Genomic DNA, 16,028 nt, shown 5'->3' on the forward strand with positions numbered 1-16,028 from the left:
CGCACCGATCGCAGCACCGACGACCCGACCATGATATCCACGGATTTCAGCGGAGCGTAGGAAACCTTGTCGGGATAGACGTGAACCGTGTACTCGCCAGCAGGAAGACCGGTGAATTCGAAATCGCCTTCTGCCGTCGTGAACGCCTTCTGTGCCTTCACATTGTTCTCGCGGGGCAACTGCCCCTTCGGAGCGATCCCCACCCAGTTGCCGTCGCTAGCGCGATGAAACACAACGTGCCCCTTCACTCCCGCATCGCCAGACGTCTCAACCGTCAGCTGAACCTGCCTGAGCACGACTTCGCCAAATACCTCCCACTGCTTGCACCCTCCCTCAACACTGGCATCAGGCGTCCCACAGAACGACCGCGTCACATTGATCGCTGTGCCACGACCGAGAAGTAGTTCCTGCTCGTCCTCGTATTTAGCCATTGCTGCGGTCTTGCTCAGATAGGCCGTCGATGTCAGTTCAGGTATCCTCAGTCGCAGAAGGGAATTCCTCAGCTCGAAGTCGGCAGGTGGCTTGTCCATCAAAGTCGTGGAAAGAAAACCCTTGTCGGTGAGCGTTCGTCCGCGCAGCTTCTTGATCTCATCAGGCGACAGAGACAGATTCGCTCCTCTGGCCACAATATACGCTGCGTCTGCTGGATGTCCTGATAGCGCCTTGTCGGTATTGCCAACCCCGGCGACGAAATCTTTCATCTGCCTGTCGGTAAGCTTCCCCGTGCCTTCACGCAAAAGGCGATTGTGGGAGGTTGTCAACGTATATTGGATCAATTCATTCATCTGTGCGTCGGGGAGATTGACCAGGTAACTCTCCCAGTGTGCGTCCGCGGCTTTGATACGCGCTTCCTGCGTCGCATCGCGGACCCCTTTGGAGATTTCTGCTAGCGCTTTCTTTCTCTTTTCTTCAATTGGAAGGTTGTCGAAATCGTCGTCAGACGGCGCTTTCATCCATGGCTTCGGTTCGAGCGTGAATACAGGTTCCCTACTGTCCTGATTCTGCACCTCCGACCACGCAACCGGGGACATTGCCGCCATGCCCGCCGACAAAGCAAGCACGACACTAACCGCCCTGACGGCCGATCTACCTGACATATTCATTACACTTCCTTTCTCGCTTTGCGGATTGTCCCTTGTCAGAGAGAACCGTTGGCAAAAATGACAGAGTTCGTTTTATGGCAAAAGGATAAGTTAGAAATTGTCGCACTTCTTGGGCGAATTCATGATTATTGAATTTAAAGGGCCGGATAAGTTTGGCAGCAGGCAGCACCGGTCTGAACCGCTGCGAAGATTAGCACCGAAGCGATGGGACAAGCGCGGAAAATAGAAGAAATGCAAGCTGATCCTGAACGTTATCAAAGGTTCCATGCATACTATTACCCATATCAGATGAGTTTTAATGGAAGCACTCTGGCACAAGCTTAAAATGAATCTCAGCTTTATAAATGAGTAATCATCTCCACCTCTGATGAATTTCCCTATTTTATTGACTGATTTATAATATACAAGTCGATCTAACCATCAAGCATGACTTATCGTGCAACATTATCCAGAAATGAAAACAACGCGCAGTTCGCCGATGCAGCGGCAAGTATTAATTGATAACAATAATATAGGACTAGATTTATTCCACAACGTCCTCGCAAGGCATGAACGGACTGTCCTGTTTCTAGCCCCCATAACCTGACCCGAGATGCGGCTTACTTTCAGCAAAGGCCACAGATGGAGACCTTCTCTCGATACCTGGCCGATATAGGCATCTGGTTGGTGCGCTCCGGTTCGCTTAGCAAAAAAGGCATGTTCAAGGCCAGCGGGTACGCATCAAACGGTGCGCGTTGACTGACAGGGAGAGATTGCTCCGCCGATCGTCAGCCACTGGCCGTGACGCCCTGGAGAGCGTCACAACAAGTTTCATCAGCAGGGCAGCCCAAGCCCGCTGATGTTGCTTTCATATCTCGATTAACTCTCACCAAATCTCGATTTTTACGGACTTTACAGGTTCATGACAATCATGGGCAAATGCTCCAATCATGTACTGGCCGACTGGCAATTTGCTGATTTTAAACTGCGCGGGGCCGTCAGGACATGGATAATACCGGAGGGGCGGCGCATTTTGCGGGTCCGCATCCCTATTATAGACCCCTATCCAGTTATTATAAGCGTTTTCGGAAAACTCAACATGCACAATGACGAGATCTGCATCTTCATGCGTGACAGAAAGAATGGCCCCGATCTCGATCGGCGCTTTTTCAGATGCAGGCGAGGCTATGCCGTTCGAAATCTGGCGGATAGTGACGCCATCATTCTCATAATATGCGGCTGACAATGAAAACAGTCCGATGGAATCCGCCTTGTCATGAGGCAGCCATACTCCGTGAGCAGTTTTGACCTGAATTTGAGCTGCCGGCTTTGCGTTACCGTCCACTTTTACGAGCCAACCATCACCGTGTGGGTTCTTGGCCAAAGCCCGCGCCCGTCGTATCTGGGGAGCCGGCACATCGGTCAATAGCTTGTCATTTAATTCAATAGTAGTCATGAAAAATTCCTCTACTCTTCCGTTATCAATGTAGCCCGGACAACCGAATGTGGCAGGAATTCAGAACGGTAGCAACAAAAAGTTAGATATAATCTTACTTACGGGCCACGACAATCATTTGCCACCCGCCTATTTCCAGAACTCACGATGGATCACTTCGAAGTCGGTCCTTTTGACTGACACGAGGTTTTCAATGCCCTCACTTTTTCGCCGTCCGGCAGAGATGTCCTGAAAAGCAGTTCCACGCCCGGAGCGCTCCGCCAAGTTCAGTTGCTCCCCCTCCAACAAAGCAGCCAAGTTGGCGACCTGAAACCGGCTTTTACCCACTTCAAGAAGATATAAACCAAGGCGGTCTTTTGAGGGCTATTCTACCTGCCAAAGATTGATCGAACGAGAATGGCGCGAACTCGTCAATGCTTGTATTTATCACCTGCACGGATTGAAGCTTCGCTAAGGAAGCATGTCGTTGTTACCCCAACGACGGTGGCGAATGGTCGCTCGTCTCGCAGTGGTTGTCGATCCTCGCACATTTTCCGGTGTAATCTACTTACTTGCGCCTCGGCCGTTTGGTCAGCATCTGAGGTTTTGAGCCAAATGCTTGGTCCAGAAATTTCTTTGCCTCGCTGGCTGCCATCGCGTCCGGAAAGCCTTTTGGCGGTGTGGCACCATCCCCAACCAGCCTGGTGATCCATTCCATCTGCTTGGGAGAGGCCCGCCTTTGCCAACGCGATTTTTTGGCCTGATCTATCCACTCGGCAAGTTTGCGACCATCCGCCATTGCTTCACGGGACAATTCGAGATCGCGTTCGCGCGCCAGTTTCGTCGCAAATGCAATCTGCTTCTCGCTCGGCCCCAGCCTTTCCGGCTTAAGGGGACCGAGGTAAGCACGACAAGCGTCGAAGCTCTGCGCAATCTCCTTCGAAAGACACATTCCTTCCCGCTTGGCCTTGGCCGTGGCAGCTTTGATCATTGCAGGCGTCGGCGGACGTTTTACTTTGCTTATGGCGGCGGCCCGATTGGTGACGTTCGCACTCTTGAGTCCGGTTGCAAGCTGTGTCGTGCGCTCAATACATTCCGCAATAACCGTGTCTGCTTCCGCCTGTCCACGGTAAATTGCGTTCAGCTTTTCTTCCAGACGTGCAGTCGCTGCAGGATTGACAAGCTCGGGAGCGCCTGCAAGCAGAATCTCATAAAAAGAAAGACCAATCCCCGTAGGCACTATCTTGCCTTTGGCTATCTCAAGGAATTTTTGTCTTATCAGTCCTTGAACAATACTGGCTCGGGTGGCGGCGGTGCCGATACCGTTGGCTTCTTTCAGGCGCTCGCGCTCTTCTGGATCGTCAACAAACTTCCACGCTGCCTTCATGGCTGAAGGCAGTTCGGCTTCTGTATACCTCTTTGGCGGCTCGGTTGTCCTCACCTGAACTCTTGCCTCATCGACACTGACGACCGTTCCATTGGCAATTGCGGGTAGCGGACGGTCTTCGGCATCTACGGGCTCGCTGTCTGCTTCCTCTTCAGCCGCAACAGCAGACACTGCCCTCCAGCCCGGTGTGACGACCACACTGCTTTTCACACCGAACCTGTAAGCGTTCCTGCCAGACGGTATGATGATCTCCGCAACGGTCTCGTCAAACTCATGTTCGGGGGCGACCGCTGCAAGCCAGCCCCGGGCAATCGTGTCAAACACCTTGCGCTCATCCGCATTCAGTCTTGCACAACGCTCACCGAATTCATGAATGACATTGATGTTGGGAATGATTGCATGGTGAGGTTCTCCGTTCAGGCCTGCATCACAGTAGCTGCCGGACTTGCCCTTGCGAATTACAGGTTCTTGCGGTGCAATAGCCTTATACGGCTCTAAAGCAGCCAGTCCTTTCAGCAGGACAGGCGCCTCGCCAGCTAGGTTCTCGGGAAGATAACGGCTTTCGGCGCGCGGATAGGTGATGAGCGCATGGGTCTCATAAAGCGCTTGTGCAACATTGAGCACTTTAGCCGCCGACCACCCCCATGGACCGCCCAGCTTTTGGAGGGTTGTCAGGTCGAGTGGCTTTGGTGGCAAGGTCCGCTTGCGTTCCGAAAAAACGGCAATCGGGCCCTGCCAGGACAATGCAGCCGCACAGATGTCGTCGGCCAGTTCGCGCGAAAAAAGACGGGCTTCACCACGCGGACGATGCCAAAGCGTCACGCTTCCCCCGGCGGTATTCAATGTCGCGGATATCTCGAAAAAGTCGCGCGAAACGAAATTGCGGATTTCTAATTCCCGTTTGCAGACAATGCCAAGGGTCGGTGTCTTGACGCGACCGATACCAAGGGCAGACTTCCATCCCGGTGGCCGAAGCTTGATGGTGGCGACGCGTGTCAGGGTAAGATTGTAGATCTGGTCCACCTGCACCCTTGCCATGCCGGAATCGAATAATGGCCTGTAATTCGCATTGGGCTTTAGATTTGCGAAGGCGCTGCGAAACGCGAGTTCATCCTCTGTTTTCCACCAGGCCCGCATAATCTCGCCAGAAAATCCGAAATGGCGTATAATCGCTTCTCCAATCAACTGCCCTTCCCGATCACTATCGGTCGCGATTACTACACGCGTGGCAGTTGCGAGCACTGCGCCAATTTGCTCAAGAAGCTTCACCTTTCCGTTGTCATGGGCGGGAACGAAGCGATATCGCCCGCCCGGCGGAACAAGGACCTCCTCAGTCCATTTTTGCCAGTCAGGTCGCACCTCTCCCGGTTCTTCCAGACGCAGAAGGTGTCCGCGGGCTAACAGGACCTTTCCATATTCCTCGCCAATAACCTTGCGGATACGCTGCGCCTGAGACGGCTTTTCGCAAATGATCACTGAAGACATACGAACTCCACGAAGAACATCGTCGATCGCAATGAACCATTTCGATTCGAATAGATCATTTCCCGTTGCGGTGATAACGATCTTGCAAAGAATATTGGTAACGTTCTGTGGCGCTGCCATCCAGCAGAACAGGGAAACCTGTTATGGGCAACCTGTTACCGGCTCACTTGCTTAACAGGATTCTGATTGGTCAGTCTAAGTCGTATTCCATCCAAAGCAAGCGACTAATAACGATAGCCCCGAAGCTGACCCGACTGTTTCCCGCTTTGAACCGGCACTCTTCCATCAAACGATTCGACTTCATACGCTGTAGACCTGACCACGGATCACAGTAGATAGGCGCCCCAATTTTTATCGAATTATGAGCGGGATAACAGACTGTCGCCGAGCGGATCGGCTCCTTCAAAGCTGGGTTCTTCATGGTTCACTTCCCTTGCAACAGCCCCCATTTCAATTCTTGTTGCTATAGTAGTGCGCATGCATTGGATCTTCCCCACCCATCACAAGGGTTATACCCCTATCTGTTTTTATAAGCTAATCTTGATGTTGGGAGAGTTTGTAAGATAGAGACGTTATCCGATTTCCTTCAACCGTGAGACCGATAATGACAAATCAAGCCTCCCCGTTGACGATCGATGATATCACCATTGTCGATCAGTCCAAGTTGAAGAAAGCCGTCACGGCCGCCGCTTTGGGTAATACCATGGAGTGGTTTGATTTCGGGGTTTATGGTTTTGTGGCCTTTGCGCTAGGCAAAGTCTTCTTTCCCGAAGTCTCTCCGGCAATTCAAACTATTGCAGCACTGGCGACCTTCTCTGTGCCGTTTCTTATTCGCCCGCTGGGTGGATTGTTTTTCGGTATCATGGGCGACCGCTTTGGGCGGCAGAAAGTCCTGTCGCTTACGATTATAATCATGGCAGCCAGCACATTTTGTATCGGCCTGATCCCCAGCTATAGCAGCATCGGTATCCTTGCTCCCATCCTGCTCTTGCTGTGCAAACTGGCACAAGGCTTTTCGGTAGGCGGCGAATATACTGGCGCGGCAATTTTTGTGGCCGAATATGCCCCCGACCGACAGCGGGGCATCATGGGCAGTTGGCTCGATTTTGGCTCAATCGCCGGCTTTGTGCTCGGCGCCGGTTTCGTAGTTCTTTTACAAACCCTCCTGTCTGAAGGAGCTTTTTTGAGCTGGGGTTGGCGTGTTCCTTTTCTGGTAGCAGCTCCTTTGGGACTTATCGGTCTCTATCTGCGTCATGCTGCAGAGGAAACACCCGCATTCACCCAGCAGCTGGAACGTTTGGAGCAGGAAGACAAATCCGCGCTTCAAGAACGGCCCAGAGTGCCGTTCATCGAAATCTTGACCAGATATCGCAAATCTTTGCTGGTCTGTATTGGCATGGTGCTGGTAACAAATATCACCTATTATATGCTCCTTACGTATTTACCGACCTATCTAACCAGTAACCTGGGCTATTCTGAAGATCATGGGGTTATGATTATCATTGCCGTAATGATCGGCATGCTTTTTGTACAACCGCTCATTGGTTTGACCAGCGATCGCATCGGTCGACGACCATTCATATTGATAGGCAGTATCGGGCTGTTCGCCGTTGCCATTCCTGCTTTTATGTTGATTGCTAGCGATGAGCCCGCGCAGATCTTTGTCGGGCTGTTACTTCTGGCCATCGCACTTAATTGTATGATTGGCGTAATGGCTGCCACTTTGCCAGCACTATTTCCGGCACGCATTCGATATAGCGCCCTGGCCAGCTCCTTCAATATTGCCATAATATTTGCTGGCCTCACTCCCACGCTCGCAGCATGGCTGGTCGCCAGCACCCAAAATCTGCTCATGCCCGCATACTACCTGATGGTTGCGGCAGTTATCGGTGTAATCACTAGTCTGTTCCTGCCTGAAACCGCCAACCGCCCCTTGCGAGGCGACACACCGAATGCCTCAAACCGGGCAGAGGCCAAAGCATTATTGCAGGAATCGTATGATATTATCGAAGAGCGTATCGAAGATATCGACAACGAGATCGCCCTGCTTGAGGCCAAAATGGCAAAGCTCGCTGCGCAGCGTGAAAAGTTGGCAAACCGCCATCCCGACATTCATTGACGGCGCCCAATCAGGGCGACCCAGTTCTACAGTGCGCCCTTCGATTTCTGGAAAGCGGTTGGACGCTGGGGAGGCATTTGAGCGTTGAGATACGTCAGCTGAACGGATCGCCCGTTTCATTTTGCCCGCCCGACGCTGTCGCGATGGCTACCAGACTACTGGCGCACCCATCGCTGCCCGCAAAAATAGGGAGTTAGAGCAGATCGTTCTCGAGCGTGCGCTCGCACGAGCCAAGCAACACCAAAGTATCAGGCTGCTTGCGCTCTGGCGCGTCCAACCGATCACCTCGCTTCGGTGCGGAGAAAGCCGAAGAAGGGTATATGGCGGTCGCGTCTTGTACCGGCGAGCTTGCAGGTGAACAGCCAACCTTCGCGTCCGCAGCTGAGGCCGGTCCAACGTCGTCGTGGTCGGCCTTGGGCGCACGTCCTGCGGATATTTTTCCGCAGCGGCGAGACCGTCTTCGGACAGGGAATGGCGGCGAACCCAGTCATCAACGTACTTGCGCAAATCCGTGACAGCGTGATGTTTGACGACGGCCCAGCTTTCTCTCCTGTGGCGGACCAAGCACTCTTGAAGGATGCCCGTCGCCTTCAGGAGTCTGAGATCAAACGCGGGCATCCCTTTCCAAGCATGATCCAGGAATATCTCCACGATCGCCAGATGCGATCTCATCTCAGCGTCCTGGGTGCCTGTAAAGGCGACCAGCGCCCAGAAGGCGGACAGATCTACTGATCCGTCGGACTTAAGCGCCTCGATGAGGTTCTGGGGATCAATCGTAACGTAGGCTGTGCCGCCATCGCACCGCGCAACAGGCATCCGACTATTACAAGGACGCCAAACGGCGCAGCGGGCTGGCCTCGCGCCAGCTGTGTTGACCGGCTATGCGTACTGGAACGGATGCAACAGTCCAGCCTCCTGGTCAGTCTGAATTCGACAGTTCCTGTTTCAGTTCAGAGAACTTTGCTGCCATCGTCGGATTGCCACGCGTCAACCGCTTCACCGTCAGGTCCTCGGCCTTGTCGTTTGCGAGCCGCAGGTTGTTTGCCGACTTGTGAAGCGCATCTTTGGTTTTTTCCAGATCCTTGATCGCTTCGTCGATGCGTCTGACTGCTTCCTCGAAACCTTCCGAGGCCAGGCGCCAGTTCCGCCCGAACGCAGTTTTGAAATCCTCGAGCTGGGATTCAAAGTTGGTAATGTCGATATTTTGCGCCCGCACCATTGCCAGTTCCGTCTTGTACCTGAGTGAGTTCATAGCCGCATTGCGCAAGAGCGTGATAATTGGAATGAAAAACTGCGGTCTCACCACGTACATTTTGGGAAACCGATGCGATACGTCTACGATCCCAGTATTATAAAGTTCGCTTTCAGGTTCGAGCAACGAAACCAGCACCGCATACTCACAATTCTTGGCGCAACGATCCTTGTCGAGCTCTTTCAAAAAATCTTCATTCCTCTTCTTGGTAGAAGTTTCATCATTCTCGTTCTTCATCTCAAATATGATCGAAACGATTTCAGAGCCCGCATCATCCATATCTCGGAAGATAAAATCACCCTTGCTACCGGAACGGGCGTCATTATCTTTCTCAAAATAAGCTCTCGGGAAAGCGGTGGCACGAATGCGGTCAAACTCGGTCGCGCAATGCTGTTCCAGCGTCTCACCGATCATTTTTGTCGACAACTTCGACTTCATATCCCTCAGGCGTTCAATCGCCTCGTCGCGATCCTTAAGCTGCGTTTCGTACTTGTCCTTCAGGGCAGTTTCGGCAAGCTGTTTTTCCAGTGCGATACGATCCAGTCCGCTCTTCAGTTCATCTCGCTCCTTTTCAACTGCAAGTACGGCTTCGGTCACGGCGATCTTGCGCGAAAGTTCGCCCGCATCAAGCTTGGCTTTGAGACGTTCGATCTCTGCGTCCTTTAAAGACGCGGCTTTCTGTAATTCGGCGGCGAGCCTCGCCTCGGCCAGTTTTGACGCAATCTCCTGCTCCCGCCTGGCGGTTTCGAGGTCATGCAGAAGAGTATCACGTTCTTTCTCCACGACATTCAGGGCTTCGGCTACTGCAAGTTTCTGCGCCACTTCGCCGGACTCAAGCCTGGCTTTCAGCTTCTGAATTTCAGAATCCTTGGCTGCCGCAGCTTTCTGAAGTTCGCTGGTAACCTTTGTTCAGCCAACTCCAACCGCTCGTGCAGTTGTTTTTCGAAATCAGTGTCACGGACCTGCTTCAGGATATCTGCATACCCCGCCTCATCGATCTTAAATGCCTTGTTACAGTGCGGACAGATGATCTCGTGCATGATAATTCCCATTAGCCGTGGCACAACCTTTCGGAGGGCCGCCCCTGCCGGCAGTGATCTGGAGACATGTGAACGAACACTATCCTGCAGGTCAAGTTTATTTCATTTGGCTTCAGTCGACCTGAACTTTTCACCAGAAGAGGCAATGAGCACAGAACGAAAGGTATATTGAGCGAAAGACAATCACGGTTGCCGACAGCAACCTGATGGTGGACAGCCAAACCAATGATCCGAATGTCAGTTGTTGAATCGCAAGGCAACGGACGGGTCCGGTCGTTCGGCTATTTAACTCCAGTAGCTTTCGTCAACACCGCGAGGAACTCGCCATCTCACACAGCTCAAGGAGCCTATTACGGGCCGCATGTTCGCATTTAACGGATTGTATGAAACGCTTGAAGATGCATCCCAGCCTGGACAGGCACACACCATCGCCACAATGGCCTACGACACATGTTCTCAGCTGAGAACGCCGCGCCAGCCACTTCCAGCCCCAGCCGCCTCACCGGCACCCCAACCCATGGCAGCCCCGAAGACGGCGCATATAGGCGGCAGGCCGACGTCATTGCCAGGACGCTCTCCAGGCAAGACTTTCTGGCAGAGGTCCAGGAGCGCGATCCAGTGCACCGGAAGACGATGTCGTTTGCGCGGGCGGTTTAGGGAAGCGTCTTTTCCCTATACTTTTTGTTTCTTTGCAACCGGTACCCCACTTGTCGCAAATCTAATTTAGTGAGAATAAAACACTATCTATTCGCTAGGGGGGGGAGTAAGGGCAGTGGGGAAATCTGGGGCGTTTTGCTTTTATAGATGGCGTCAGTGTTTGATTGGCTTTCTTGGAATATTGGGTGTACTTCTATCGTTGGTGACCGCCAGTGCGGCTCCAGTGACTTCACCGCAATACTTCAGTGGTTCAAAGAATAATGCAATTTCGGGGAAATTGGCGGCCGCAGGGGATACGGCTTGGTTCAGTCTGGTAACCGGCCCCGCCAATGGAGCTCTCACGCTTAACTCCGACGGAAGCTTTACTTACATACCTGCTCCAGATTTTACCGGTGGCGATACCTTTGTTTTCCGGGCAACGGATATCAACCCTCCACACGAGTACTCGGAAAACTCAGTGTATTTCGCGATTTCGGCCGTCGAGCCGAGAGTAACGTCAGTCGCTGTTCCGGCTAGTGGCTATTACAACGCCGGCTCAGTGCTGAATTTTTCGGTGAATTTTGATCAAGCTGTATTTGTCTCCGGCACGCCTTCATTGTCGGTTATTATCGGCTCTGACACAAAGCCAGCAGCGTATGCGGGCGGCAGTGGTACAAACACCCTCACATTTTCTTATAATGTTCACCCCGGCGACATGGACATGAACGGGATAGCGATTGGCGCACTTTCGACCAACGGAGGATCCATCGCAAATAGCGCAAATGTTTCAGCGATTCTATCGCTCAACAATGTTGGGTCGACGTCTCAGATAATAATAAACACTGCCAACCCAACAGTGTCCCTTTCAACTACATCTTCTTCCTACGATACCGTAAAGCAAGTAACGGCTACATTTTCCGAACCGGTGACGGGTTTTACGTTAGCTGATATTGAATTCTCTAACGTCGGAACTGTCGGCGCTTCTGCCCACTCACTGGCAACCGCCGACAACACTACCTATTCTTTTGTCGTTACAATGTCGGGAATTGGCGTATCCGTAGTGCGGATACGAGCTGGATCTGTCACTAATCTGGCAGGAAATGGGAACCTCGGTTCCAACGCACTGAACCTTACGCTTAATCCTCCCCCAAACGCTGACTTGCAGAACCTCATTCCGAGCGCTGGAGCTTTAGCCCCCGCTTTTACTCCAAACACGAGCTCGTACACGGTGAATGTCGCAAACGATGTTGAGAACATTTCGTTCATACCATCGCTTGCAGACGTCAACGCAACGGTTGTCGTCAACGGGTCTCCAACGCCCAACGGAACGTCGAGTGCGGCAATTCCATTGGCGGTGGGGAACAACACGGTTACCGCGATTGTAACCGCGCAGGATGGGGCCACCACGAAGAGCTATACGGTCAACGTCATCCGCGCACAGTCTGGTAATGCCGATCTGGTAGGCCTTGTTCCGAGCGCTGGATCGCTTGACCCTGCATTTTCACCGAGCGCAACGACTTATAGGTTAACGGTTCCAACTGAAACATCGTCATTGCAGTTGACGCCTTCATCTGCTGATCCGACGGCCACCATAACGGTCAACGGAGGAACCGTCCCATCAGGTAGTGCAAGCACTGCGCTTCCGCTCAGTATCGGCAATACGACCCTGACGGTTGTCGTCACTGCGCAAAATGGAACGACACGCAGCTATACGGTAAATGTCATCAGAGCAGCATCCGCAGATGCAACGCTTGCTAGCCTTGTTCCCAGTATCGGCTCGCTGGACCCGGCATTTGATAAAGATACACTCAGCTATTCTGTGAACGTTGAGAATAGTGTCGAGAGAATTTCGTTCGCGCCAACCGTTTCCGAGCCTTCTGCCCGGGTAAGCGTCGCAGGAAGCAATGTGGCGTCGGGAAGTTCCAGCGCTCCCCTAGGACTGGCTATTGGTTCGAACACGGTTTCGATTGTCGTGACCGCGCCAAGTGGGGCCAATCGCAGCTACATGGTTGTGGTCAACCGTGCGGCCATGGTTTTCCCAGACCCGACGCTCGATCCCGAAGTGATCGGTTTGTTGAACGCGCAGGCAAGTGCCGCTAGACGCTTTGCGCAGGTTCAAACGCGGAATTTCCAAAACCGGCTTGAGCAGTTGCATGATGAAGGCGATCGGAGAAAATCTAGCCTCGGCGTGCGACTTGGCGGTCCATCGTCCGCACAGCAACAGGAAGACCCGGCCACTCCCCGTTTGTCAACATCGCCGGTCGGGATTTCAACTCTCGGCTACGCTCCCGAAAAGCGCGATAGCTTTCCGGGCAAGTCTATTGGCTTGAAAGAGCCGGAGCAACATGTGCCCGCCATAGACCCAGACCTTGGACCATTCGCATTCTGGAGCAGCGGCTTTGTGAACTTCGGTCAGCGCGATAGCGGTAAGCTCGATCTGGACTATACGCTTGTCGGCGTGAGTGGCGGCATCGACTATCGGTTCTCGGAACGTTATGTGGCGGGTTTCGGAGTCGGATACGGGCGGGATCGCACAGATATTGGAGACAACGGCACGGAGAGCCGCGCTAATGCCTACAGCGCTGCGGTCTATGGTAGCTTCAAACCGATCGACAATTTCTTTATCGATGCGCTTGTCGGCGGCAGCATTCTGGATTTTGACTCTACCCGATTCATCACGGCAGACGGCAGTTTGACCGATGGCAAACGTAATGGCCATCAATTGTTTGGATCGCTGACGGCTGCTTATGAATTTCGCCAAGAAGCATGGCTGGTCTCGCCTTATGGCCGGATGGAAATGTCGCGCTCATGGCTCGATGGTTATGCCGAAGAGGGTGGCAGTATTTACCGGTTGACCTATGGCAATCAGACCGTGGATACTGTCACGGGTGTGGTTGGTTTGCGCGCCAATTACGCCATCGACTACACATGGGGGCGTCTGACCCCCGGTGTTCGCGCCGAATATGCTCATGATTTTCAGGGCTCGAGCCGGGCCGCCATGGGATATAGCGCGCTTGGCGGGCTTCCCTATGCGCTAGATGTTGAAGGCGAGAGCAGCGATAGCGCCAATGTGGGCCTTTCGCTCGATTTCAGCTTCGATAATGCATGGACCGCGGGCGTCGAATATCGAACCGGCTTTGGTAGTTCTGGCGCAAGCGATCACGCGATGGCACTGCGGGTTGGTGCGAAGTTCTAGTTGATCCCGCAAGTCGATCATCGTCAGATCGGGAGCGGTGCAGCGCAGAGATCGGTACTTCACGTGAGAACAGCCGAGATACCGCTTTGCGAGCAGGTGGTGCGGAACAGCCGTGTGCGCATTCGCGAGCGTATCTGGCGACAACAGCAATGATATCCGTCCATCGGCGGACCCGATGGCCAAGCAGACAATCACCTGCATGCAGCACGATAGCCGGCAGCGCGGCCGCATCGTACGCCAGGCCATAGCTTGCGGAGCCTTTTCCAAAATCCGCGGCAAGAGCCGTACGGGTCCGTGCGAAGCTGGTCAGTCGCGGCGGCGATCCCGGCGAACGTGGTCACGAACCAGTCGCCGACGCGACATGCAATCCCGCGCGCAAGCAAACCGCTGGCCGATCTCGCCGTCGATGCATCGAAAACAATTGCCAGGATTATATGGCCGCGAATGCCGATACCAACGTGGTCGCGATTATTGGCCGATGCTCGTCCCTGCTGACACCGTCATTGGATCGCGATCGCCATGTCAGCAGCTGGTCTGCAACCGGACGCTCGCAGACGATGTATACTGGGCCTGCAGCCCGCGGACATTCGCTTCAAGGAAATGCTCGAAGCTGGAATGTTTCAGCCTTACTGATATCTGGCCCGCGATATAGGCTCGGTCCTCTGGAGTGGCCACTGCAATCTCCTCCACGAGTTCCTCGCGGCCGTCAACAAGCAAGAGGATGCCCTCCGCATCGCGACTGCCGATGACGTCGTCTTCGCCATTCCCGCGATAGGACTGCTTCCTTTCTCACATGCATATAGAGAAACAGATCCTTGTGCGGTAGCAACATCATAATCCCGGCAAGATGACCCAAAGCGCGTTCCGCCAGGCGCAGCCGCTCCAGACGCGCCAACACGTCGATTGCGGTAAAAGCGACGCGAATGCGCGCATGGATGTCACCAGCAACGAGGGCTTTGAGAAAGCGGCCTGGTTGGAGGCTGGATACTACTGATCAGGAGAGGCTCCCATTACACGGGAATAGGCTAATTTAAACAATCAGCCGTCGGCTTAAAAAGAGCTTGGGCTAAGGTAAGTGCTCTTAAATAACGGTTGGCCCTCACAAGCGCCTCCACGCAAGCCGTAACGAAAAACCTGGCAATACCCTTATCACGCGTGCGCCAGCCACATACGCCGTGCGGCGGACCAAAACGTTGAGGTCCTCCCCGCCTCTTTGTTGAAGCCAGGCGGGCAAACTTGCCTTAACCTCAGCGGTACACCCGATCTGGCACGCACCTAATCCAGTTTATTCTGTAAATTTCTAGGGACGCGCTCATATCCGCTGCCCATTTGACTGGCGGAGCTTGAACTCGATTTTTAGCTTCTTGATGGGCATTTCGTAGCCAAGGATTAGGCAGACGCCGGTCCGGACCTCCCTGCCCTGCCCTGCCCTGGTGCTTTCATCTCCCAGGATTTGGGCACGGACTTTTCCGTAAGCCTGAAGAGTTCGTGGCGTGGCCTGGCAGTTGCCGCCTGCACCAGAGTCCATCCCCCTACGGTCGATAGAGAGCTCTTGAACCTGTTCTGTTTGCCTGGAATTGCGTGCTACAACGACAATAAACCGGGTAAGCTATCCGATTGAAAACCCACCGCCCGCCCTCCGTTACTAAAGCGAACCCCCACTTAACTTTAGTCAGGCTGACGGTATCGATGCTGAAAAGGAAAGAGGTATCCTGGCGGACTTGATGGCATAGATGCTACGGTGATTTGGTTAAGAAATCCACTCCGTTTAGTTAAGATTCCTTCTGATCTTGGGTTGGATGCAAGCCCAGTCGTAAGAATGCCCAAACCGGTGCCTTGCCTCGGCAGGCAGACCGACATTGTCGTCAGCCGTATGGCTTACCCGCCTCGGCACCCCCTACCCTCCTATTCTGCGGCGCGCGCTACCTGCAATTCTATCGCTGTTATATCGTCAGGTCTTGCACGGGCGCGATGGCACTCGCTTCGGATGAGCTCTCTTATGGGAACAACACGAACCTTTGGCATCCAGGTTGCATTCCATACCTTCGCGCTGACCGGAGCCCGAGCTGAGCTACACGGAAGCTTGAAACGACGATGGCTGCAGAGACACTACGCCCGCTCCACATCAAGTGGGGTACGAAGCGTAGCTTAATCGACGCTCTGGAAGACGATTTGTCAATCAGTCAGCTTCTTGTCAAAAAGGGGATAGCTTACGACTACATGGCCTGATCGCTCGCAGCCGAATTTTCCGCCCTTTCCGCTCCCTCGACCATCCGTCGAAGCTGACTTTCGAATGAATTAGCGTTCTCGGATTAGCATCATTGCCGCTCGTCATTTGAGAATCGGCATCGCCGCCGGTTATGAGTAGCTTTGGAAAGAGCAGCAATTGTAATTTG

Annotated in this window: 8 protein-coding genes and 1 pseudogene; 3 read left to right on the forward strand and 6 right to left on the reverse strand. The window is 53.4% G+C overall.

Translation table 11 applies throughout. The features are described 5' to 3' along the window. From ACOWVS_RS20985 to ACOWVS_RS20995, 3 genes are all read right to left on the reverse strand, one after another. Positions 1-1,097, reverse strand: a 1,097-nt coding sequence (locus ACOWVS_RS20985) for an ADP-ribosyltransferase (protein ID WP_420973138.1), incomplete at its 3' end; no start/stop codon positions are given. Between the two features lie 871 nt (positions 1,098-1,968). Further along, a complete protein-coding gene (locus tag ACOWVS_RS20990) occupies positions 1,969-2,538 on the reverse strand; it encodes a hypothetical protein (RefSeq protein ID WP_075042412.1) in 570 nt (189 codons plus the stop codon). Positions 2,539-3,085: 547 nt separating this feature from the next. Continuing rightward, positions 3,086-5,509, reverse strand: coding sequence for a DNA topoisomerase (locus ACOWVS_RS20995; protein ID WP_075042413.1), 2,424 nt, complete (start codon positions 5,507-5,509; stop codon positions 3,086-3,088). A 484-nt stretch (positions 5,510-5,993) separates the two neighbouring features. Between ACOWVS_RS20995 and proP the strand changes: the two genes are divergently transcribed. Both proP and ACOWVS_RS21005 read left to right on the forward strand, forming a co-directional pair. After that, positions 5,994-7,508: a glycine betaine/L-proline transporter ProP gene (proP, locus tag ACOWVS_RS21000; RefSeq protein ID WP_075042415.1), complete on the forward strand. Its 1,515-nt coding sequence runs from the start codon at positions 5,994-5,996 to the stop codon at positions 7,506-7,508. Between the two features lie 471 nt (positions 7,509-7,979). Continuing rightward, positions 7,980-8,240: a hypothetical protein gene (locus tag ACOWVS_RS21005; RefSeq protein WP_139309315.1), complete on the forward strand. Its 261-nt coding sequence runs from the start codon at positions 7,980-7,982 to the stop codon at positions 8,238-8,240. A gap of 187 nt (positions 8,241-8,427) precedes the next feature. On the opposite strand, the gene ACOWVS_RS21010 is transcribed toward ACOWVS_RS21005, so the two are convergent. Beyond that, the gene (locus ACOWVS_RS21010) at positions 8,428-9,582 is read right to left on the reverse strand and encodes a DUF2130 domain-containing protein (RefSeq protein WP_282097773.1); all 1,155 of its coding nucleotides are present in this window, start codon (positions 9,580-9,582) and stop codon (positions 8,428-8,430) included. A gap of 23 nt (positions 9,583-9,605) precedes the next feature. Continuing rightward, positions 9,606-9,800: a hypothetical protein gene (locus ACOWVS_RS21015; protein WP_282097774.1), complete on the reverse strand. Its 195-nt coding sequence runs from the start codon at positions 9,798-9,800 to the stop codon at positions 9,606-9,608. A gap of 817 nt (positions 9,801-10,617) precedes the next feature. Here ACOWVS_RS21015 and ACOWVS_RS21020 point away from each other — a divergent pair. Then, on the forward strand, positions 10,618-13,632 hold the full coding sequence (locus tag ACOWVS_RS21020) for a cadherin-like beta sandwich domain-containing protein (protein ID WP_139309316.1): 3,015 nt from the start codon (positions 10,618-10,620) through the stop codon (positions 13,630-13,632). A gap of 763 nt (positions 13,633-14,395) precedes the next feature. Here ACOWVS_RS21020 and ACOWVS_RS21025 read toward each other — a convergent pair. Beyond that, positions 14,396-14,518 (reverse strand): annotated as a pseudogene (locus ACOWVS_RS21025) (Fic/DOC family N-terminal domain-containing protein); the annotation flags it as partial. Positions 14,519-16,028: the final 1,510 nt, after the last annotated feature.

The sequence above is a fragment of the Brucella sp. IR068 genome (assembly GCF_049065885.1).
GTDB lineage: Bacteria > Pseudomonadota > Alphaproteobacteria > Rhizobiales > Rhizobiaceae > Brucella > Brucella intermedia.

What these genes read in the sequence shown, in the direction of transcription:
- proP (WP_075042415.1), top strand. Translation starts at nt 5,994, where the DNA reads ATGACAAATCAAGCCTCCCCGTTGACGATCGATGATATCACCATTGTC.
- ACOWVS_RS20995 (WP_075042413.1), bottom strand. Translation starts at nt 5,509, where the DNA reads ATGGCAGCGCCACAGAACGTTACCAATATTCTTTGCAAGATCGTTATC.
- ACOWVS_RS20990 (WP_075042412.1), bottom strand. Translation starts at nt 2,538, where the DNA reads ATGACTACTATTGAATTAAATGACAAGCTATTGACCGATGTGCCGGCT.
- ACOWVS_RS21005 (WP_139309315.1), top strand. Translation starts at nt 7,980, where the DNA reads ATGGCGGCGAACCCAGTCATCAACGTACTTGCGCAAATCCGTGACAGC.
- ACOWVS_RS21015 (WP_282097774.1), bottom strand. Translation starts at nt 9,800, where the DNA reads ATGCACGAGATCATCTGTCCGCACTGTAACAAGGCATTTAAGATCGAT.